At 42.5% G+C, this 22,038-nt stretch carries 23 protein-coding genes and 1 pseudogene (1 of these 24 cut by a window edge); 21 read left to right on the forward strand and 3 right to left on the reverse strand.

The window, feature by feature from the left end:
- On the reverse strand, positions 1–3,058 hold the 5' portion of the coding sequence (locus tag RCG22_RS17410) for a S8 family serine peptidase (RefSeq protein WP_308103960.1). 662 nt of this gene lie to the left of the window's left edge; only the first 3,058 of its 3,720 coding nucleotides appear in the window; it begins with the start codon at positions 3,056–3,058; its stop codon lies off the left edge, out of view.
- Positions 3,059–3,414: 356 nt separating this feature from the next.
- On the opposite strand from RCG22_RS17410, the gene RCG22_RS17415 reads away from it, so the two are divergent.
- Positions 3,415–3,540 carry a hypothetical protein gene (locus RCG22_RS17415; protein WP_308103961.1) on the forward strand — a complete coding sequence of 42 codons (126 nt, stop codon included), beginning with the start codon at positions 3,415–3,417 and terminating at the stop codon, positions 3,538–3,540.
- Positions 3,541–3,638: 98 nt separating this feature from the next.
- On the opposite strand, the gene RCG22_RS17420 is transcribed toward RCG22_RS17415, so the two are convergent.
- The gene (locus RCG22_RS17420) at positions 3,639–3,935 is read right to left on the reverse strand and encodes a hypothetical protein (protein WP_308103963.1); all 297 of its coding nucleotides are present in this window, start codon (positions 3,933–3,935) and stop codon (positions 3,639–3,641) included.
- A gap of 544 nt (positions 3,936–4,479) precedes the next feature.
- Here RCG22_RS17420 and RCG22_RS17425 point away from each other — a divergent pair.
- Complete coding sequence (locus RCG22_RS17425) at positions 4,480–5,679, forward strand: histidine kinase (RefSeq protein ID WP_308103964.1); 1,200 nt, start codon at positions 4,480–4,482, stop codon at positions 5,677–5,679.
- Between the two features lie 3 nt (positions 5,680–5,682).
- On the forward strand, positions 5,683–6,477 hold the full coding sequence (locus RCG22_RS17430) for a response regulator transcription factor (protein WP_308103965.1): 795 nt from the start codon (positions 5,683–5,685) through the stop codon (positions 6,475–6,477).
- A 74-nt stretch (positions 6,478–6,551) separates the two neighbouring features.
- On the opposite strand, the gene RCG22_RS17435 is transcribed toward RCG22_RS17430, so the two are convergent.
- Positions 6,552–7,697 carry a 1-propanol dehydrogenase PduQ gene (locus tag RCG22_RS17435; RefSeq protein ID WP_308103966.1) on the reverse strand — a complete coding sequence of 382 codons (1,146 nt, stop codon included), beginning with the start codon at positions 7,695–7,697 and terminating at the stop codon, positions 6,552–6,554.
- Positions 7,698–7,959: 262 nt separating this feature from the next.
- Here RCG22_RS17435 and RCG22_RS17440 point away from each other — a divergent pair, with 262 nt between their 5' ends.
- The 18 genes and pseudogenes from RCG22_RS17440 to RCG22_RS25530 form a co-directional block, all read left to right on the forward strand.
- Positions 7,960–8,874, forward strand: a complete 915-nt coding sequence (locus RCG22_RS17440; RefSeq protein WP_308103967.1) for a choline kinase family protein — start codon at positions 7,960–7,962, stop codon at positions 8,872–8,874.
- 47 nt (positions 8,875–8,921) lie between these two features.
- Positions 8,922–9,128, forward strand: a complete 207-nt coding sequence (locus RCG22_RS17445; protein ID WP_308103968.1) for a hypothetical protein — start codon at positions 8,922–8,924, stop codon at positions 9,126–9,128.
- On the forward strand, positions 9,125–10,234 hold the full coding sequence (locus RCG22_RS17450) for an EamA family transporter (protein WP_308103970.1): 1,110 nt from the start codon (positions 9,125–9,127) through the stop codon (positions 10,232–10,234). Before RCG22_RS17445 ends, RCG22_RS17450 begins: the two co-directional genes overlap by 4 nt.
- 31 nt (positions 10,235–10,265) lie before the next feature.
- Positions 10,266–10,532 carry a hypothetical protein gene (locus RCG22_RS17455; protein ID WP_098263345.1) on the forward strand — a complete coding sequence of 89 codons (267 nt, stop codon included), beginning with the start codon at positions 10,266–10,268 and terminating at the stop codon, positions 10,530–10,532.
- A 13-nt stretch (positions 10,533–10,545) separates the two neighbouring features.
- On the forward strand, positions 10,546–10,842 hold the full coding sequence (locus RCG22_RS17460; RefSeq protein ID WP_098263344.1) for a BMC domain-containing protein: 297 nt from the start codon (positions 10,546–10,548) through the stop codon (positions 10,840–10,842).
- A 24-nt stretch (positions 10,843–10,866) separates the two neighbouring features.
- Complete coding sequence (locus RCG22_RS17465; protein WP_098263343.1) at positions 10,867–11,169, forward strand: BMC domain-containing protein; 303 nt, start codon at positions 10,867–10,869, stop codon at positions 11,167–11,169.
- A gap of 33 nt (positions 11,170–11,202) precedes the next feature.
- Positions 11,203–12,690, forward strand: coding sequence for an aldehyde dehydrogenase family protein (locus RCG22_RS17470; protein ID WP_308103971.1), 1,488 nt, complete (start codon positions 11,203–11,205; stop codon positions 12,688–12,690).
- A gap of 53 nt (positions 12,691–12,743) precedes the next feature.
- A complete protein-coding gene (gene cutC, locus RCG22_RS17475) occupies positions 12,744–15,287 on the forward strand; it encodes a choline trimethylamine-lyase (protein WP_308103972.1) in 2,544 nt (847 codons plus the stop codon).
- Positions 15,288–15,373: 86 nt separating this feature from the next.
- A complete protein-coding gene (cutD, locus tag RCG22_RS17480; protein WP_308103973.1) occupies positions 15,374–16,327 on the forward strand; it encodes a choline TMA-lyase-activating enzyme in 954 nt (317 codons plus the stop codon).
- A 26-nt stretch (positions 16,328–16,353) separates the two neighbouring features.
- The gene (locus RCG22_RS17485; RefSeq protein WP_098263339.1) at positions 16,354–16,707 is read left to right on the forward strand and encodes a BMC domain-containing protein; all 354 of its coding nucleotides are present in this window, start codon (positions 16,354–16,356) and stop codon (positions 16,705–16,707) included.
- On the forward strand, positions 16,704–17,150 hold the full coding sequence (locus RCG22_RS17490; RefSeq protein WP_308103974.1) for a EutP/PduV family microcompartment system protein: 447 nt from the start codon (positions 16,704–16,706) through the stop codon (positions 17,148–17,150). Before RCG22_RS17485 ends, RCG22_RS17490 begins: the two co-directional genes overlap by 4 nt.
- Positions 17,150–17,833 carry a cobalamin adenosyltransferase gene (locus RCG22_RS17495; protein ID WP_308103975.1) on the forward strand — a complete coding sequence of 228 codons (684 nt, stop codon included), beginning with the start codon at positions 17,150–17,152 and terminating at the stop codon, positions 17,831–17,833. The genes RCG22_RS17490 and RCG22_RS17495 overlap by 1 nt, the downstream gene beginning before the upstream one ends.
- Positions 17,815–18,660 (forward strand): ethanolamine utilization protein EutJ, encoded by an 846-nt coding sequence (gene eutJ / locus RCG22_RS17500; RefSeq protein WP_308103976.1) that lies wholly within the window; start codon positions 17,815–17,817, stop codon positions 18,658–18,660. Before RCG22_RS17495 ends, eutJ begins: the two co-directional genes overlap by 19 nt.
- A 51-nt stretch (positions 18,661–18,711) precedes the next feature.
- Positions 18,712–18,978, forward strand: coding sequence for a EutN/CcmL family microcompartment protein (locus RCG22_RS17505; protein ID WP_098263336.1), 267 nt, complete (start codon positions 18,712–18,714; stop codon positions 18,976–18,978).
- Positions 18,956–20,323, forward strand: coding sequence for a 4Fe-4S dicluster domain-containing protein (locus tag RCG22_RS17510; protein ID WP_374049376.1), 1,368 nt, complete (start codon positions 18,956–18,958; stop codon positions 20,321–20,323). Before RCG22_RS17505 ends, RCG22_RS17510 begins: the two co-directional genes overlap by 23 nt.
- Complete coding sequence (locus RCG22_RS17520) at positions 20,323–20,871, forward strand: BMC domain-containing protein (protein ID WP_166260014.1); 549 nt, start codon at positions 20,323–20,325, stop codon at positions 20,869–20,871. Before RCG22_RS17510 ends, RCG22_RS17520 begins: the two co-directional genes overlap by 1 nt.
- A gap of 58 nt (positions 20,872–20,929) precedes the next feature.
- Positions 20,930–21,583, forward strand: a complete 654-nt coding sequence (locus tag RCG22_RS17525; protein ID WP_308103977.1) for a cupin domain-containing protein — start codon at positions 20,930–20,932, stop codon at positions 21,581–21,583.
- An 18-nt stretch (positions 21,584–21,601) separates the two neighbouring features.
- Positions 21,602–21,865: pseudogene (locus RCG22_RS25530) on the forward strand (BMC domain-containing protein); the annotation flags it as partial.
- Between the last annotated feature and the right edge of the window lie 173 nt (positions 21,866–22,038).

The raw sequence follows: 22,038 nt of genomic DNA on the forward strand, positions 1-22,038 counted from the left end.
CAACGCGTCTTGTATTTATTAAAGACGTTCCTCTAAATAATTTAACTTCGTATTGGGTTGTACTTGCTACACTGAACCATTTGATAACATCACCGTTCCATGTAGGTTTTTGAACTTGGCTGATGGTGATCCTTTGATTCGATAGTATTGATACGGAACCATTCCTATAGAGACTATTGTCACCAATGGCTTGGACAGTGGCATGGTATATCCCCGGCCTGTACATTGGGGAAGCAAAGTTAACCTGCATTACACTGGCACTAACGCGCTTTGTATCTACTAAGGACGTCCCTTTGTATAATTTGACTTCATATTGAGTGGCATTGTCTACACCATTCCATTGAAGGATATCACTTTTCCAAGATGGCTTTGCAACTTGAGCTAAGGTTAATACTTTTCTATTTTCATCAGAACGTATCGAGGTTAGCCCATCTCGATAATTGGAATTATCACCAATGGCTTGGACAGTGGTAGTGTACGCCCCCGTATTGTTCATTTGGGAAGCAAAGTTAACCTGTCTTACACTGGCACTAACGCGCTGTGTATCAATTAAGGTCGCTCCCTGGAATAATTTGATTTCATATTGGTCCGCATTGGAAACACCGGACCATTGGATAACATCACCATTCCAGGTTGGTTTCTGGACTTGAGCTAAGGTGATGACTTTTCTGTTTTCGGCGGACGGTAAGGAGGTTAGGCCATCGCGATAACTTGTATGGTCACCAATGGCTTGAACCGTAACCGTGTATCCTCCCGGACTCGCCATTAAGGAAGCGAAGTTATTTTGTCGAACACTAGCATCAACGCGCTGCGTACTAACTAATTCCGTTCCCTTGTATAATTTAAGTTCGTATTGGTTGGCATTGGCAACACCAATCCATTGAATGACCTCACCGTTCCAAGTAGGTCTTTGGACTTGAGTAAGAGAAGGCATTGCAGTTGACCCTGTTACCATGACATCATCAATATAGATACCTGAAGAGGTATTTGAACCATCCGTTTGTATCCTAAATCTTACTTTAAAGTTAGACACAGCATAGGAGGGATCTATACTGACCTCTTGATTTCCCCAACTCTGGTTGATATAACCAGAATTGCTATAAGTAGACTCCCACGTCAGACCGCCATCATTACTATATTCCACGTTTAGATAATCGTAATTAAATTCTGTAACGGCATATTGCATCCAACTTAATGTAATCGGTGAGCTAAAATTGCTTAAGTTGATAGTCGGTGAAATAATATAGCTATTTTCATCATTGTTGTAGTATCCACTTAAATTAGTGCCCCAGACCTTGGTTCCTGAATATGCAGCACTCGGGCCAAAGGTTGGTGTTCCCCATTGCCAGCTTGAATAGGTGCCTGCCGCAGTGAAATTTCCGTTGTTACTTTCAAAGTCCTCGAAGAATGCGATACCTTTTTTATTCCCATTAGAAGGTAGGGAGGCATCTCCATCTGCATAATAGGTATGATCCCCAATCGCTTGAATGGTTACCGAGTAAACTCCAGGAGTGGTCATTAGGGAAGCAAAGTTATATTGTCGAACACTCGTCCCAACACGTTGTGTATTTACTACTGTAGTACCTCGGTATAACTTGATTTCATATTGGCTGGCATTCGAAACTTCGGACCACTGAATGACATCACCGTTCCAAGTTGGTCTTTGAACTTGGCCTAATGAGGGTAAACTTGCCTCCATCCATGTAAAGTCTAATCTAGGTGTTGTTAGGCCGTTTGCTGAATCTCTGACATTTACTCCATTTTGGCGGAGATAAGAAACAATTTGATCGACTGAAGCGTTTGGATATTTTTGTTGTACAAGTGTAAATCCTCCTGTTACCTGAGGAGTAGCCATAGAAGTCCCGGAATATGAGCTATAACCGCCTCCTGGTACAGAGGAATATACTGGATTACCCGGTGCTAATAAATCCAAGTAGGATGAACTATTTGAAAAGCTAGCCACAACATCACTATTATTAGTGGCTCCTACACTCACAACAGAAGAGATACAAGCGGGTGCACTTAGGGCGTTCTTAGTGTATTCATTCCCTGAAGCTACAATGGTGGCAATTCCTACACTTTTTAAATTATCAATAATACTTTTCATACTGGAATATGTATAATCACAAGTGCTGGAAAAACTGCCTCCGCCCAAGCTTAAATTAATTGCAGAAATATCATATTGGCTTCTTAAGGAGTAAACTCGCTCTAATCCATTTATTAAATCTGAAAAATTTCCATTTCCATCATTGGCTAATACTTTAATCGCAATGATATTTGCATTCTTCGCGACACCAGAAAATTGTGTGCCTCGGCCAGTTGCTATTCCTGCAACATGTGTACCATGTCCTTCGGTATCAACCGCAGAACCCGGACCCGTTGATGCTGTAGAATTCCCCGGACAAAGTCCAAGTGAACTATAACATGCCTCTGACACTACTTTGTTTTGTAGGAATGGATGATATTTATCCACGCCTGTATCAAGAATAGCTATGGTTTTTCCTTGTCCTGTATATCCTGCGGACCACGCCTTTTCTGTATCCATTAAATTATTTGTAGAATAAAGTTGAGGACTAATGGCCGTATCTTCTTCATTCTTTGTATTTATATCACTTTTGGTTACCTTTAAATCTTCAGTAATATTTTTAACCAATTTATTTTCACGTAATTCCTTAAGCCCTTCTGAGTCAACTTCCAATGCCATAAAGGGAATCGTTTTAAATAAGGAAATTTTTTTAGGATTTGCCTTATCTTTTAAATGTTCCAGGACAGTTTCTTGAGCTTCCTTTATTTTGTTTTTTTGAATACCGATTTTATTTTTTGAAATAAGCCCTTCTGGAGAAAACTGTTCATTCAGTTCAACAATTACTTTAGCCTTTCCACTTTTAGCAATCTTCTTTTCTAAATCATTCCTAAGATTCAAACTAGTAATCTTGTCTTTATTAAAGTCTTTAGTCTGATCATTATTACTAGCAAGAACGGCACTTTCCATCTCAGGTAATAATAAGCAGAGTATTAGGAAAATAATAAAGAATTTTTTAATATTCTTTATTCGCATTCTAATTCCCCTTTAGTTTTTATTGAAAAAAAGAAGTGATCGATCTAAATTGTTCACCTCGCGATTGAAATCGTATTTTAGGATTTTAGACCCTACTTCTCTAGTGAGAAAGACAGTAGTTTTTCCCTATATAAATATATCATAATACCAAAAAATAGGGAGATGCTTTCCAATAATTATGTCATTTTATAAAATTTTAATTTCAGAAAGGGAAGTTAATGACACGTATAGAAAACAGTCCTGGTACGGATGGATGAAGATCCTAGTTTTACATGGGATGACGCCTATAATACTATTGTAAAAGTTCTCGGAAAAGAGATGATACATTCTTTTACAATGGGCGTAGGGAAGTATTTATGGATGATGATGGCAGGCGTTATTATAGTATATGGATTGAAGATCCAAATGCAGCGAATACTGCCGATGGAACCATAGAGGCTTATTTAGTTTATGATGATGGATCCGTTGAGCCGAATAACTAATGACCATGGGGACGGTTCTTGTGGCAAAAAACCATGAGAACACGTCTCCTTGGAAATTTGGAGAAGAAAATATCCCCTGCCATGTGCCTCTTTAGCCATTATTCTAGAGTCGCTGTCATCAATTTACGCAAATCATTGATGGCTAGTATTACACTCTCTTTTTTATTTTTATGTATCCCGATTCCTAATAAATCATCGTGTTGAGGAAAGGAGTTATTTGCTAAGCTTTTATACCCTTCAGGATCCCTGAATATTTCTACTGTAATCGTAAATCCTAGGCTGATGTAGATTTTTATAATTTCTAGTTCTTCACTTTGAAATTTTGTTACTATTCTCATACCGCAATCCTCTCCGGCCTGTGCATTGGAATTAAATTCATTATTTATATTTAACATATATATCCATAGATTAGTATACGCTAAAAGGCTGCCCCTGTACCATCATGAAATTAATTGGGAATCCCCACTTTCTCTTTTTAACTCTAAATGAATGGTTACTTCTTAAATTCGTTTATAGAAATACGGGATTCGCTCATTGGAGTTCCAAATCCGCTCATTGGAGGGATAAATTCGCTCATTGGAGTCCAGAATCCGCTCATTGAAACCCTAAATCCGCTCATTGAAGGGATAAATCAACGAATATTCATATGTATGTTCAAATTCTATAGTGTAATTTTACACAAAATATCCATTCCTATTAGCTTCTCATTGATTAACAACAACTTTATTTTCGAATTGTTCGCTTTTGGGCTGGAAAAGGGACTTTTTCACAGGTTTCGAACCGCCCCTCGAACGCTCGCCCCCCACCCCGCCACAAAAATTTCATATTTTATCCAATTATTACAGCTATGAGTTTGTATAATAGAGTTGGTATATTCATTTTCGATAACCAAGATATAAATCTTCGCATTCATTGCATAGTGGAAGGTGTACTATTAGGATGAAGAAAACCGAAAATCCTCTAAATGAATTAATTGCTTCCAATTTATACGCCCGCTATAGTGGTATTTTGTCCCTTTCAGATATTCCCTTGTTTTTAGTAGATACCAATGGATATGTCTTGAATGAGTTAATCCCATCGCCTGATTTTTGCACCCTTTTATGCCGAAAAAAGCGAGACCAGGTATGCTGCGACTACAGAGACCGATTTAACTCGGACGAGGAAGAGGGAACCTTCGTCTGCCATCACGGACTCCAAAATATCTTCCTTCCCATTAAATTGCATGATGAGACGTTGGGGTATGTGGCAGGAATGCAGGTCTATTCACAGGATACCGAATATCAAAAATTTATGATTGATGTCCAGTCGCTCAAAGAAGATACAAACACGGAATTGGAGTATATCGCCAAATCGATTGCTGCGCTAAAAACCGTTGATGAAAATAAAATGAAAATGCATGAACAATTATGCAGCCACATTGCTAGGAATATTTCAATTGACCTCTCGGAAAGCATCAAGGGACATACTGATTCTGACGTAGCTAGACTGTCTATTGAGAAGGAAATGCTTGAGAAAAAGATTATCGACTTAGAGGCAAAAAACGCATCCCTTGTCGTCAACCCGCATTTTTTGTTTAATACGTTGAACTGTATTGCCCGCATCGCCTATTTTGAACATTCCCAGAAGACAGAAGAACTGATTTACTGTCTTTCCGATTTGCTGAGATACAATTTAAAGCAGGATGATCAGCTACATACCATCGCTTCTGAAATAGACAACATTGAGAAATATCTGTACATCCAGAAGGCACGCTTTACCAACCGTTTGGAATATACCATTGATGTCCCTGAGAATATTAGGGCCTACAGAATTCCGAACATGGTGATCCAGCCCATTGTTGAGAATGCTCTCATTCATGGGATCACGCCCAAGCGTGACGGCGGAAAGATTAGTATTATCGCAGAGGAATTCCAGGATTTAGTCATTATTTCTGTTGAGGATAATGGAAGCGGTTTCCCGAAGGACGTCCTAGAAAAAATAAACCAGTTAGAAAACAACTCTGGACTTGGGGTAAGGAGTACCACCAAACGGTTAAAACAATATTACGGGGATTGCTACGGCTTGGAAATTGTAAAGTCTGATTTTAGCGGAAGTACAGTTGCCATAAAGATTCCCATGCAGCCGATAGGGAGGTGCTGACGAGTGAATGTTGTTCTAATAGTCGAAGATGAAATCCTTGAACGTGAGTTCCTTACCATGGTGATTCGTGATGAGCTTCATCCGGAGGATATGCTGCTGACTTGCGATAGTGGAATAGAAGCAGTCAAACTGGCAAAACAATATCGGCCCAATATTATTTTTATGGATTTGATGATTCCTGAAATGGATGGTCTGAGCACGATTGAGGAGATTAGAGCATTCCTGCCCCGTTCAAATATCACTATTTTGTCCGCGTATTCAGACTTTTCCTATGCTCAAAAAGCGATTAGTTTAAAAGTTTTTGAGTATCTTTTAAAGCCAATCAAACCTAGTGCCCTTAAAGAGGTACTTGGCAAAATGTTGAAAGCAGGAATCAGTCCTCCTGCTCCTGCTTCTGCAGACAAAAGTCCTGTGGTAGAAAGCTTGGAAATAAGAGACGAACGCTCTACCTTTATCGAAGAATCGATTAAATATATTGAAGAGCATTTTAAGGAAAAATTAACACTGGAAATGGTGGCAACGAAGGTATTTGTCAATGCAAAATACTTCAGCCATGTGTTTAAAAAGGAGATGGGTGTCGCATTTACGGATTATATTATTCAAATGAGAATTCAATATGCCTGCAGACTGCTAGAAACTACCAACTATCAGGCATACAGGATTTCATCTGAATGCGGCTTTTCGGATCCGTCTTATTTTAATAGGGTATTCTGTGTCAAAATGAACATGACACCGCAAAACTATCGGAAATATTCACATGTAGTAAACCATCATGATTCAGCTAGTAAGATGATCTGAAAATTCCCCACCTGGAGTTTCCTGTCGGTGGGGAATTTTTTCAAAGGTCTAGCTCCAGCGCCCTTGCACTGTTCTTAATAACACTTTTTCAAAATTTGAACCAAATCATCCTTTGAAGGCTGTCTTGGATTCGAAGGGGTGCAGCGGTCAAGCATGGCTGTTTCAGCCATATGCTCCAATACGTTTGCAAACTCGGCCTGATCAATGCCAAGGGCCCGAATCTGATTCTCGACTCCGAGTGCCTTTTTCAGCTGCTTAACTGCCAGCATGAAATGAACAGCCCCTTCACGTTTGGTTCTTGCCGGCTTCTGAAGAATTCCTGCTAGTTTGGAATAGCGATCGGCAGCAGAATTGGCCGCGCTTCCGCTTAAGTCAGCATTGTATTCCATCACTGCATTCAGCAGAAGGGCATTGGAGCGGCCATGGGAAATGTGAAAAGTGGCCCCGAAGGCATGGGCAAGGCTGTGATTGATGCCAAGACCTGTATTGGAAAAGGCCATTCCTGCTAAACAGGAAGCATTCAGCACACGATCCCGTGCCTCGTCGTTCTTTGGATCCTTGAAAAGGTTTTCGAGGTTTTCGAAAATCAGTTTAATCGCTTTTTCGGCAAGTGCATCGCTGAAATCATTTGCCTTCGTAGAAACATAGGCCTCAATGGCATGAACCAAAACATCTATTCCCGTATCTGCGATGACACGCGGCGGCACATGTTGAATGCAGGTGGAGTCTAGTATCGCAATATCAGGTGCGATAAACTCGTCAATAATGACTACCTTTTCTCCCTCGGAGGTAATAACGGAAAAGTCCGTTACCTCAGAGCCTGTCCCGCTCGTTGAAGGGATGGCAATAAAGAGCGGTTTTTGGATTTCTTCACCTGAGGTACTGCCGAGCTTCCAGGCAAAATAAAGAATTCCTTTCGCTGAATCGATGGCTGACCCGCCGCCAATGGCAATCAGGACGTCAGCGCCACTTTCTCTGAAAAGCTTCAGTCCTTCGGTGATTAACGCAACATCCGGGTCAGGACGGACTCCTGTGTAAATGGTGGAGCTGATTTCAGCTTCGTTCAAGTAATCTACGACTTGCTGCAGATATCCGAGAGATTCCATAATTGAATCAGAGACAATAAATGCCCGGGAGCCTTTAATCTGTTTTAAATATTGTAATGATTGCCTATTAAGATAAACCTTGGTTTTGAGTATAAACTGGTCTTCGATGATCATTACCTCCCAACTTAAACACTTTTTAATTAACTATTGCGATTTAACCTTATCATAGAAAATAATCCTGAGATGGAAGATTTGCTAGAAAATGTAGCATTATCGTAGCCTAATAAACTCCAATATTGTATTTATTCATTTTTCTTGGACAATGGTTATTTTTAAAGGTAAAATTCCTATTTTATTCACATAGGTTTATTGACCTGCCAATTTATTGGAAGTATACTATTTTATAATAATTTTAATGTGCACTGGTGGTTATTGAATGAAAATAGAAGATTTGATACAGAACATATTACGGAGCATTTTCAACGATGACCGAATTATCTATGATAAATCCCGTTTTGCTGGTGGACTCACCAATTACAACTACATAATGAACATCAAAGGTACAGAGTATATTATTAGACAGCCAGGCGGCATGACGAATCAAATGATCGATCGCATGAATGAAAAAGTCAACAATCAAATCGCCTCAGAACTTGGTTTGAATTCAGAATGTGTTTATTTTGATGAAATCAGCGGAATTAAAATCAGTGCATTTATTAAAAATGGGAAGAACATAGCCATGGCCGATCCATGCAGCCCTGATAGCTTGAGGGCTGTCTCATCTCTACTGAAAAAAACTCATTCTAGCACCAAGTGTTTTCCTAATTCCTTTGATTGGGGGCAGGAATTAGCCAAGTATGAGGAAATTGTGAAAGAGCTTAACGGCGATTTCTTCTATGATTACGAAGACTTAAAGAAAAATCTGCTGGATTTTTTTGATAAAAGTATTGAACAAAACTCCACCCATCCCTGTCACAATGACACAGTACCAGAGAATTTTGTCGTTAATGATAAGGGTGAAGCGTATTTAATCGACTGGGAATATTCCGGTATGAACGACCCTGCCTGGGATATAGCCGCCTATATTCTAGAATCCAAACTGACCGAAGAACCGATTCGCGATTTTCTTCTGGAATACTATGGTCAATGGCCGTCAGCCGCAGAGGAATTAAAAATAAAAGCGTTTATGCTGGCACAGGATTTGCTTTGGACGGTATGGGCATTGGTCCGGCATTACCATGGCGATGATTTTCTCGACTATTGCTATTTTAGGTATGAACGTTTTCGCAAGAATATAAAGCAGCTAAACCATGTATCAGAATATACCATTTCCGGCATAGTGAAAAATTAAATAATCAAGCAAAAAAGACGCTTTCGAGAAATCAAAGCGTCTTTTTTATGGGATTTTTACAATATTTATGTCAAATTTACGAACGGGGATTTTTTGGAAAAGGTAACGATTGTCCAAATTGGCAAAAAATTAAAGGATATTATCCAGTAAAAACCTTCCCAAGATGCCATAATAAAACGCTTTCTTCAAGTTATGATAAATATGCAATTAAACTATCTAAAAATTCTTTAAGGAAAAAGGAGTTTTGCGTATGAACGATATAACGGGGGCACCTAATTCGTTAGCCATTGCCGCAAAAAAGAAGCTATCATCGCAATTTTTCAAAAAGGGAATTGTAATCGCTTTATTCTCTGGTCTTATGTATGGTTTCTATTCCGCATTCTTGACCTTGGGAATGTCAAAGGGCGTTTGGGCCGAATGGTATGGTGCTAAAACAGTTTTATCCGCTTTTGCAGTCACCTATTTGCTGGGTGCACTGGGCAGTGCGGTTAATGATACTGCTAGCGCTGGCTGGGCATTATTGAATGTCGGTGTAAAAGGAAAAATGGGGGACTTCCTTCGAACACTTAAAACGAAGCCTGGTCGGATCATGATTTTAGCGGCTCTTGTCGGAGGCCCTATCTCCAGTACCGCCTATGTTGTGGGACTTCAAATGGCTGGCTCTATCGTTATCCCGATTACGGCCCTTTGTCCGGCAATTGGTGCCATCCTGGGCAGAATTCTTTTTAAACAGCAATTAAATAAACGGATGATGCTGGGAATTGCCATTTGTGTGGCTGCAAGCTTCATGATTGGGAGCACGAGCATCGGTGGAGACGCACCAAAAGGAATGTTCCTAGGCATTTGTATAGCGTTTATCGCGGCACTAGGGTGGGGCTTTGAAGGTTGTGTGGCTGGATATGGCACCTCAATGATTGATTATGAGATTAGTATCACCATCCGCCAAGTTATTTCAGGACTTTCTAACTTAATCATTTTACTTCCTATATTTGCATTAATAGCTGGTGATATTGGCCTTTCAACAGATCTTGCTATCCAGGCATTTACAAGTGGCTCGGCCATGATTTGGATTGCGATTGCCGGTTTCTGTGCTTGGATTTCATACATGAGCTGGTATCGTGGAAACAGTATGTGCGGTGCAGCTCTTGGAATGGCCTGTAACGGCACTTACTCCTTCTGGGGACCATTCTGTTGCTGGATTGTACTAGGTGTCATCTTCGGTATGGATGGTTGGTCAATACCAACAATCGCTTGGATTGCTGCTGTCGTCATGATATTTGGGATTTTACTTATCGCAATGAACCCGCTGGATCTATTCAGAAAAGGCAAGGGTCAGGGCGAACAAAAAATAGCCAGCTGACAAAAGACAAAGAAATTGGAGGGATAAACTTTTGAAACCGCTTAACTATGCTATTTTAAAACACTTTACAAAAGTGGAAGAAGCTTGTGCGGAAGACGTTATTGATGCCCTAAGAGGTGAATATGGAAAGTTTAGGGCCCTTAATCGAAACGATGTCATTTCGGCTTTAATGACCGCTGAAGCTAATGGTCTTATTGAAGAAACAAAATTCGAAATGGATCAATCAGGTACCTTAAGAATTTATTACCACGCCCACGAAGATGGTGCTAGCACCATAAATAATTATATTAAGGACTAACGGGGGGAGCAAGATGAGGTATCAAGGAGATGAAGCCTTAGGACTTGTCGAAACAGTAGGTATGGTTCCGGCGATTTCGGCAGCAGATAAAATGCTGAAGGCAGCAAATGTTGAGCTTGTATCATACGAAAACGTCGGTTCCACACTTGTTACCATCATGGTAAAGGGTGACGTTGCTGCTGTAAGAGAATCAGTGGAAGCGGGAGCGGCAGCTGCTCGGGCAATTGGTAAATTAACGGCCTACAATGTTATGCCCCGCCCGATTAAGAGTGTTGGTAACATCGTTTCATTATATGACATTGATAAATAAATTCAGGTTAGGGGACTAACTAAAATGGATCGATACGAGGCTTTAGGATTAATTGAAACTTTTGGGATTGTTTATGTGCTGGAGGCTGCTGATGCGATGTGCAAAGCAGCAGATGTAGAATTGATCGGCTTTGAAAACGTTGCTTCAGGGTACATTTCCGTACTTGTCCACGGAGATGTCGGAGCATGCAATACTGCTGTAGAAACCGGCGTAAAAGCGGTAGAAAATATGGGTGCCGAAGTCTATAGTTCCGTTGTGATTCCAAGACCGCATCAAGATATTGAAAAAATCATTGAACGGTATTCTATTGAGAACTTGCTTGGATAATTTATAGATGGAAGGAAAGGAGGAGAGACAGAAATGAATATTATCGATAATGATTTGCTCTCTATCCAAGAAGCGCGAATTCTTGTAGAAAATGCGCATGAAGCACAGAAAAAGCTCGCCGCTTTTCCACAAGAAAAGCTAGATGAGATTGTTGAACACATGGCAAAAGAAATGGCGAAGCAGGCACAGGAACTTGCCATCATGTCTAGTGATGAAACGGATTATGGCATTTGGCAGGATAAATACATGAAAAATCGTTTCGTCAGTGAGTATTTGCCCAAAAAACTTAGAGGAATGACTTGTGTAGGAGTCATCAGTCATGATGAAGAAAACAAGACAATGGATATTGGCGTGCCGCTAGGCGTTATTATTGGCCTGTGTCCTGCAACAAGCCCAGTGTCTACTACAATCTACAAGACCTTAATCTCCATTAAATCCGGCAATGCCATCATTTTCTCGCCACATCCAAGAGCAAGAAAGACAATTGGAAAGACACTTGATCGTATGATTCGTACCGCCGAGGAAGCTGGTTTGCCGGAAGGAGCCCTTGCCTACCTGCATACCGTGACGCCAAGCGGAACGTTGGAGTTAATGAATCATCCTGCTTCTTCCATCATTATGAATACCGGTGTACCGGGCATGATGAAAGCAGCGAATAATTCCGGGAAGCCCGTTATTTATGGAGGAAATGGCAATGGCCCGGCATTTATTGAACGAACAGCTGATATCAAGCAGTCGGTTAGAGATATTATTGCCAGCAAAACGTTTGACAATGGTGTCGTATCCGCAGCAGAACATTCGGTTGTGGTCGACCGCTGTATCGCAGCAGAGGTCAAACGTGAGTTTAAGGAAAACGGAGCGTATTTTATGACCTCTGAGGAATCAGCAAAGTTAAGTGCCCATCTTTTTCTAGCAAATGGGTGTGTTGATTCCGAAATGGTAGGTAAAACGGCCTCCCAAATAGCAAAGCGCGCTGGCTTTTCCGTACCAGACAATGTGAGAGTACTAGTTTCAGAGCAAAGATATGTCTCCGATGATAATCCGTTCACGAAGGAAATCCTTTGTCCCGTTTTTGCCTACTACATAGAAGATGACTGGATGAATGCCTGCGAAAAATGTATTGAATTGTTGATCAATGAAAAGAACGGGCATACGCTGGTGATTCACTCCACAGATGAAGCGGTGATTAGCCAGTTTGCTTTGAAAAAACCTGTCGGAAGGGTGCTGGTCAATACCCCGGCTTCTTTTGGGAGCATGGGGGCAACCACCAATTTATTCCCTGCGATGACACTTGGCAGCGGTTCGGCAGGTGTCGGGATTACGACGGATAATGTATCGCCGTTGAATCTTATTTATATCCGTAAAGTTGGCTATGGGGTTCGAAAGTCAAAAGAAATGAGCAATGACCTTTTCATAGAGGAACCATCTTTAGCCCATGATTCCAGGCCATCTCACGAATACAAATTAGAAGACCTGGAGATGCTCCAGCAAATTTTGAAAAATGTGCTTCAAGGCATTTGACCCGAGGAGCAATCATGAAAAATCGATAAGTTTTAAAGGAGGAGAGGAAAGGAATGTTAGATATGCGTGACCTTTCAGTAAAATTAGCTGAAGCAACAAAAAACATGTCTGAATCAGAGCGGGCATCTTTACTTAAATTATTTGAAGGTGTTTCGAAGGATATGGCAAAAGAAGCGCCTAACAATGGCAGTGAAGTCAGCCATAACGATGGCGGAATTCCCAATGGAATGACCGACCGTCTGAAAAAGCTGAAAGAAACTTACTTGAAGCATGTTCCGTCCATTACGACCTACCGAGCCAGAGCGATTACGAAGATTGCAAAGGAAAACCCGGGTATGCCGAAGATTATGCTGCGGGCTAAATGTTTCCGTTATTGCTGTGAAACAGCACCCATCGTGATACAGGCTGATGAATTGATTGTCGGAGCACCAAATGGAGCACCTCGTGCAGGCGCATTTTCACCTGACATTGCTTGGCGCTGGATGGTAGACGAAATTGATACCATTGGCAGCCGTCCGCAGGATCCATTTTATATTTCTGAGGAAGATAAACGGGTGATGCGTGAGGAGCTGTTCCCGTTCTGGGTAGGCAAATCCGTTGATGAACACTGCGAAGACCAATATCGTGAAGCAGGCCTTTGGGAGCTTTCCGGTGAGTCCTTCGTTTCGGACTGTTCGTATCATGCCCTAAATGGCGGGGGAGACTCCAATCCAGGATACGATGTCATCCTAATGAAGAAGGGGATGCTCGATATTCAACAGGAGGCAAAAGATCATCTTGCCAAGCTCGATTATGAAAATCCTGAGGATATTGAAAAAATATATTTCTATAAATCTGTTATTGATACAACAGAAGGCGTGATGACTTACGCCAAGCGTCTATCCGCCTATGCAGCTGAACTTGCAGCAAAGGAAACCAATCCGAAGCGTAAAGCTGAATTACTTAAGATTTCCGAAGTGAATGCACGCGTACCTGCGCATAAGCCGGAAACTTACTGGGAAGCCATTCAGGCAGTTTGGACGATTGAATCCCTGCTTGTGGTGGAAGAGAATCAGACAGGAATGTCGATCGGCCGGGTAGACCAGTATATGTATCCACTCTATAAGGCAGACATAGAAAGCGGCCGAATGAGTGACTATGAAGCATTTGAACTCTCCGGTTGTATGCTTATCAAAATGTCTGAAATGATGTGGGTCACAAGTGAAGGAGGTTCTAAATTCTTTGCAGGGTATCAGCCATTTGTCAATATGTGCGTCGGCGGTGTGACCAGGGACGGACGTGATGCAACGAATGAGCTTACTTACCTGCTGATGGATGCCGTTCGTCACGTGAAGATTTACCAGCCATCGTTAGCTGCACGGATTCATAATAAATCACCACAGAAATATCTTAAGAAAATTGTTGAAGTCATTCGTTCGGGAATGGGTTTCCCGGCCTGTCACTTCGATGATGCACATATCAAGATGATGCTCGCAAAAGGGGTTTCCATCGAGGATGCCAGGGATTACTGTTTGATGGGCTGTGTGGAACCACAGAAGTCTGGCCGTCTTTATCAGTGGACATCCACAGCTTATACCCAGTGGCCAATCTGTATCGAATTGGTGCTCAACCATGGGGTACCGCTATGGTACGGAAAGAAGGTAACTCCGGATATGGGGGACCTGAGCCAATTTCAAACGTACGAAGACTTTGAAAAGGCCGTTAAAGAGCAAATAAAATATATTACCAAATGGTCGTCCGTTGCTACCGTCATTTCCCAGCGTATTCACAAAGTAATGGCACCAAAACCGCTTATGTCTATCATGTACGAAGGCTGTATGGAAAGCGGCCGCGATGTTTCTGCAGGCGGTGCGATGTACAACTTTGGTCCAGGGGTGATCTGGTCTGGTTTGGCTACCTATACAGACTCGATGGCAGCGATTAAGAAACTAGTATTCGAAGATAAAAAATATACTTTGCAGCAGTTGAATGAAGCATTAAAAGCAGACTTCGTCGGCCATGAGCAGATTCGAACAGACTGCTTGAATGCTCCGAAGTATGGTAATGACGAGGATTATGCTGATTTAATCGCATCAGACTTAGTTCATTTTACAGAAATAGAACATCGTAAATACAAAACGCTATATTCTGTTTTGAGCCATGGTACGTTATCTATTTCGAACAATACGCCATTTGGACAATTAACAGGAGCATCTGCCAACGGCCGCCGTGCCTGGTTGCCATTATCCGATGGAATCAGCCCATCACATGGTTCTGATGTCAAGGGTCCGACGGCGATTATCAAGTCGATATCGAAGATGGCCAACGATAGTATGAACATCGGAATGGTTCATAACTTTAAGCTGATGTCGGGGCTCCTTGATACACCTGAAGGCGAAGAGGGGATTATTACTCTTTTACGGACAGCATCTGTCCTTGGTAATGGCGAGATGCAATTCAACTATCTTGATAACAATACACTGATTGAAGCGCAGAAACATCCGGAGCGCTATCGTGATTTAATTGTCCGCGTAGCCGGTTACAGTGCCTTCTTTGTTGAGCTGTGCAAAGATGTTCAGGACGAAATCATCAGCAGAACGATGCTGAAGTCGTTCTAATTTTTCAAAAAGACTTGCGGCTGCCCATTCGCAAATGGACAGGCAGCCGCAAAAATTATTTAAATAACCAATAGGAGATTAGGGGTATGGGCAATACAACCGCAGGTTTGATTGAAAGAAAAGCATTCATCTTCAACGTGCAGAAATATAACATGTTTGATGGACCAGGTGTAAGAACAATCGTGTTTTTTAAAGGATGCCCACTGCGCTGTAAGTGGTGTGCAAATCCTGAGGGTTTGGAACGGAATATTCAAGTCATGTTAAAACAAAGCTTATGTACAGATTGCGGTGCTTGTGTTCCAGTCTGCCCGGTTGGAATGCTCAATCTTTCAAAAGGAACCTCCAAACTTGAGGTAGCCCGTGACATTGATTGTATTGGCTGCCGAAAATGTATCGATGTTTGTCCTGAGTCTGCCTTATCCATTGCAGGGGAAGCAAAAACAATTTCAGAACTGTTGGAAATTGTCGAAGTGGATCGGTCCTTTTATGAAATGTCCGGCGGGGGCGTCACCTTGGGCGGCGGGGAAGTATTGATGCAGCCTGAGGCTGCCGCTAATCTACTGATGGCCTGCAAGAAGGAAGGAATTAATACGGCCATTGAAACCAGCGGCTATGCAAGTCTTTCGGCTGTCCTTCAAGTTGCCGAGTTTACCGACCTATTCCTTTATGATATGAAGCACATGGATTCCGATGAGCACTTCGAATACACGGGCGTACGCAATGAGCGGATTTTAAATAATTTGTCTGAACTGCTAAAACGCAGGTATAACGTGAGAATCAGGATGCCGCTTTTAAAAGGAATTAACGACAGCTGGGAAGAAATAGACCAAGTCATTCAGTTCTTGCTGCCTTATAAGGATTATAAAAATTTCAAAGGAATTGATTTATTGCCCTACCATAAATTCGGGGTCAATAAATACAATCAGCTCGGGAAAGATTACCAAATTACCGGAAACCCTGGCATGACGGCTGAGGACATGGAGAGAATTGAAAGCTGGTTTAAACAATATGACTTCCAAGTGAAGGTAGTCAATCACTAAAAGTTTACTAGATTGAGGTAATGGAAATGGGAGCATTTGGTGAAAAATCAATCGAGCGGATCATCCAGGAATCGGTGCCGGGAAAACAAGTGACCATTGCCCATGTTATTGCATCCCCCATGCCGGATATTTATGAACGGCTGGGAATAGACGAAAAAGGAGCAATCGGAATTCTTACGCTGACACCTTATGAGACAGCCATTATTGCCGCCGATATAGCAACAAAAACGGCTGATGTTGAAATTGGCTTTCTTGATCGCTTTACAGGCTCGGTCGTCATTAGCGGGGATGTCCAAAGTGTGGTAACGGCACTTGAAGCCGTAAATGAAACATTCAAAAATATGCTGGGATTTGTGACAACCCCAGTAACACGGACATGAGAAAGAAGCGGATCATGGTCATCGGACCGACCAACTGCGGGAAGAGCACATTAGTCAATGCCTTAAATGATGAAATGAGGCCCATCCGAAAAACACAGAACCTGATTTACGGAATGCATACCATCGATGTTCCGGGCCCTTATATTGAAAATACCTGGATGTATAAATATCTTATTTCTGCGATGCAAGATGCCTCACATGTCTTGATATTGGTAGATCAATCCAAGAAAGCAGCGGTCTATTCGCCAGGTTTTGCCAAAGTATTTAGATGTCCTGTTATTGGTGTGATTACCAAAGCGGATCTAAGGCCGGAGAATGAAGAATTTTGTATCAAACAGCTTCAAAAAACGGGAGCATCAGACCCTTATTTTATAATTAGCGTACAGGATGGCACCGGAATCCAAGCGTTAAAAGAATGTTTATTCGAAAAGAAAGATAGGTAATGAAAATGAAATTTATTACCGAAAGTTACCTGAGGAATCAATATAAAAAGGAACCTTTTACTATTTATGAGTTAGGACAAGGAGCACGACTTACACCAGGCGGTCGTCAGTATTTATCCGATCGGGGAATTAAATTCCTAGATTCCAGTATTCATAAAAAGACGGAAGTCACGAAGAAGCAAGCCGAGGCGCCGCCGGAGGTAAAGCCGGATTGGAAGAAGCTGCAGTTTCAAAGCCGGATGAAGTCAATCGAATCCTTGTGTTTGTTAACCTGTGAGGAGTTGCTGGGTAAAGATGTGGATTTGGCTCATGCGGTTGTAAAAATCTATAAACAATTGACTTCAATTACTCGTGCTGTAAAATCCAATGGCACTGTAGAAAACCTCCCCTGTACAGAATGCGAGGGAATCAAGGAATCCAATTTTTCCAGTAATCTGGGTGATTGTTTTGAAATAACAGACTTTCACATGCAGCTTGGAAAGGGCAGGGAGATCTTAATCTTACATAGACTTCGCTGTGCGCTTCAGGAAATGGAGCCGCTGATGCAGGAGATCTGTGATATCAGTAAGGAAGAAAAAGAGTGGTACGAAGTTATGATAGGCAAGATCAATCAGATGATTAACAGTCTTTCACAATTAATCCATCTGACGGTAGGAGGGAACAAATGTCTAAGGAAAGATTGACCTTTGAATTCTGTGATCGGCTGGTAGAGGATTTTGAAAAAGTCATTGACCATCCCATCATAGGTAAATCCTCTGTTTACTATACAGGCGTCGATTTGGGAACCGCCTGTGTCGTTTTAGCTGTTTTGGATGAAAACTATCGTCCGGCAGCAGGCGCCTACCGCTATGCTGATGTCGTCCGCGACGGGATGGTCGTTGATTACATTGGTGCTGTGAATATCGTCCGAGAAATGAAGCGCGAGCTTGAGGAGAAATTAGGAACGGTACTCACTTTTGCGGCAGCCGCCATCCCACCGGGAACCGAGACGATAGACTCGGGAGCTGTAAAGAACGTTGTTCAGGCTGCTGGCTTTGAAATAACCAATCTGCTCGATGAGCCAACAGCTGCGAATGAAGTTCTCAAAATGCAGAACGGTGCAGTCGTTGACATCGGCGGCGGTACAACCGGCATTTCCATTCTTAAGGACGGCAAGGTTGATTATGTCGAGGATGAGCCGACAGGCGGAACTCATTTTTCGCTGGTGATTGCCGGAGCCTATAAACTCCCTTTTGCTGATGCGGATCTATATAAACGGAATCCTAAGAATCACAAGGAATTGCTGCCGGTATTAAAGCCTGTCATTGAAAAAATCTCATCGATCATCACCCGCCATATCAGCGGTTATGACGTCAAGGAAATATCCTTGGTGGGCGGAACTGCCTGTTTGGCCGGTATTGAGGGAATTATTGAGAAAAAGACTGGAATATACACACATAAGCCCAAGAACCCATTGTTTGTCACTCCTTTAGGAATTGCGCTTAGCTGCACGCAGGAGATTATGGACTAACATATAGAAAATTTGTAAACCTGCAATACAAGTCGGAAGAAGGTGTGTTTTATGATAACCGCCATACTAATTGATAATGTATGGGCAACAAGAAAAGCGGAATCACTTAACGGTCTAAAGTTTATGCTGGCAGAAGTGATTGGCGGTGGCAGCAATGAAGGGGAGCGTATGGTTGTTGTTGATATCATAGGTGCCGGTATCGGAGACAGAGTGATTGTTACCACCGGCTCATCGGCCCGCAGAATGCTTGGTGAGGATGCCATTCCGGTTGATGCTTGTGTTGTTGGGATCATCGATGAAGATTGCCAGTTTACGTGATAAGGGTGGTGGGAAATTGAGTTTGCTAGATTTGGTAAGAGAAGCCGGCGTTATTGGTGCAGGAGGGGCAGGATTCCCCACTCATGTGAAGCTATCGGCAAAGGCAGAATATATCCTTCTTAACGGGGCTGAATGTGAGCCGCTACTAAGAGTAGACCAGCAATTAATGGCGCTCTATCCTGATGAAATCATCAAAGGGTTTGAAGCAGCCGGCCGATTGGCTGGCGCAGAGAAGGCGCTGATTGGTATTAAAGGAAAGCATAAAGACGTTGTTTCGAATCTGAAGGAGCGAATTGATGCCTTAGGCTTGAGCGATTTCGTTGAGGTTAAAGAGCTCAAGGATGCCTATCCTGCCGGTGATGAACAGATTTTGGTCTACGAACTGACGGGAAGGGTGGTTCCGGAGGGCGGCATTCCGATTCATGTTGGCTGTGTCGTCATCAATTCGGAAACGGCTTTGAATATTTTCCATGCTTCGATGAAAAAAACTGTAACGGAAAAGTTTATCACCATTGCCGGCGATATTCCGAAGCGCATGACCGTAAAGGTTCCTGTCGGCACACCAATGATCGAGGTACTCAAGTTAAGCGGTATTGAGAGTTTTGCCGATTATTCGGTCATAGAAGGCGGTCCAATGATGGGACCGGTCATGAGAAGCATGGAGGCTTATGTAACTAAGAAAACCAAGGGCTTAGTAATTTTAAAAAAACAGCATCCTTTGATTAAACGAAAAACAACTAGTCTGGAACAGGCAAAGAGAGTCAATAAGTCATGCGAGCAATGCCGGATGTGTACAGATTTGTGTCCGCGTTATCTGCTGGGGCATAACTTGCAGCCGCATAAGATGATGAGAGTCACCAACTATAGCCTGCAGGATGCAGAAGACCAAACGATGGTTTATCTTTGCTCGCAGTGCAATTTGTGTGAATTGTTCTCCTGCCCCATTGGCTTATTTCCGAAGTCAAACCATCAGTATTTGAAACAAAAATTAATCGAAAAGAATATTCGCCATACAGCGGTGCCGACGTCATTCGAGCCCCGCAAAAACCGCGAATATCGTTTGGTTCCTAGTAAACGACTTGTGGCTAAATTGGGCTTGCATCATTTAGATCAACCGGCTCCAATGACCGATATTTCGCTTGAGCCAGAGGTTGTTTATATTGCAAAAAGCCAGCATGTAGGAGCACCTGCTATTCCAGTCGTTTCGGTTGGTGATCATGTAGACGCTGGCCAGCTGATCGGGAAAATTCCGGAAAACAGTTTAGGGGCGGCCATTCATGCCAGTATTTCCGGAACGGTGATAGAAACTGAAAATGCTTATATAGCGATAAGGAGAGACCAGTGATGGCAAACGCGATTGGAGTGGTTGAATTTACAAGCATTGCCCGTGGAATGTATGCGGCTGATCAGATGGTGAAGATTTCGGATGTAGAAATCGTTACGGCTTCATCTACCTGCCCGGGTAAATATATTGCCATCGTTCATGGGGATGTTGCTTCCGTTTCTGATTCAGTCGAAACAGGCGAACGGCTGGCAGAGGAATATTTTGTTGATTCTCTGATTATCCCGAATGTCAGTCCTGCGGTATTTCCTGCCATTGCAGGGACGACCGTGCCAGATCGAATCCAGGCTCTTGGCATTATCGAATCCTTCTCCCTGGCATCGATGATATTAGCGGCCGATGCCATTCTAAAGACGGCTGATGTAGAGGCGCTTGAACTTCGCTTGGGAAATGGGCTTGGTGGCAAGGCATTCTTTACTTTTACCGGTGATGTGGCAGCGGTGAATACGAGTATGGATGCAGGGAAGGCCATTGCAAAAGAAAAAGGATTACTGGTCAATTGCGAGGTAATCGCCTCGGTATCGGACCGGCTGATTCCAAGTCTATTCTAAAGGGCTGAACCAAAGTCGGGGCGTGACAATAAATTTTTGCCAATGAGGAGGTGAAGATATGAAGAAATTAATCTGCGTTAAAGATGTGGAGGCTGTGACAAAACAGGGTCAGAAGGTCCTTTATATCAATTGTAAAACCATTATTACTCCAGCAGCTAAGGATGCAGCGAAAGTGTTTGGAATCGAATTTTCTACAGAGCAAAAAAGTAGTGAATCAGAACTTTCTAAACTGGAAAATTCAAGCAGCGGTAAAATAGACAGCCAGATGATTTATACGGTGCTTAAAGCACTTTCAGATAAAGGCCTGTTAAAGGGACTAGTAGAAAATCTCCCTACAGCACCATATATGGCTGAACGTGATGGCGGCGGCCTGAAGCTGATTCGCGGAAATTCCGTAAAATTTGATGTATTTGATACTGGTAATCCCGCAAATAAAGTTTTTTATCAAGAGTTAATTAGTAAAGATGAATCTTCGATGAGTGCAGGATTTTTAACCATAGAAAAATCTAGCTTTGAATGGGAATTAACCTATGAGGAAATCGATTATGTCATTGAAGGCACGGTGACGGTCTCCATTAATGGAAAAACCTATACCGCCTATCCTGGTGATGTTCTCTATGTTCCTTCAGGTTCCAAGGTAGTTTGGGGCTCTCCTGATAAGGCAAAAATATTCTATACTACATATCCGGCCAACTGGGCTGACCTTGTTTAGTGGTAAGGAGGGGGAAAAATGCAGGCACTGGGGTTAATCGAAACGAAAGGACTCCTGGCAGCAGTGGAATGTGCCGATGCTATGCTTAAGGCGGCAAACGTTACTCTTATCGAAAAGACCGTTGTAGGCGGCGGCCTTGTTGCCATCACTGTAACCGGTGATGTTGGCGCCGTAAAAGCAGCTGTTGAAGCCGGGGCTGCTGCAGTGGAGCAGCTAAATTGTGCACTATTAGTTTCTCAACATGTCATTCCCCGGCCTAACGAGGAATTGGCTGACTTGATCGGGTCAGAAAAACCAGTGGCTGAAGATAGATCAGTAGAGCCAGTTGGGGAAGTAGTGGGCGAAGATATAGTGGCTGAACCAGTTGTGGAAGCTGTGGACGAAGATCAAGTGACTGAAATTGTTGAGAAAGCTGCCGACCAGGCTGGAGCGGTTGAAGGATATAGGAAAAACTC

This window comes from Neobacillus nitrireducens (assembly GCF_030915405.1).
Lineage (GTDB): Bacteria > Bacillota > Bacilli > Bacillales > Cytobacillaceae > Neobacillus.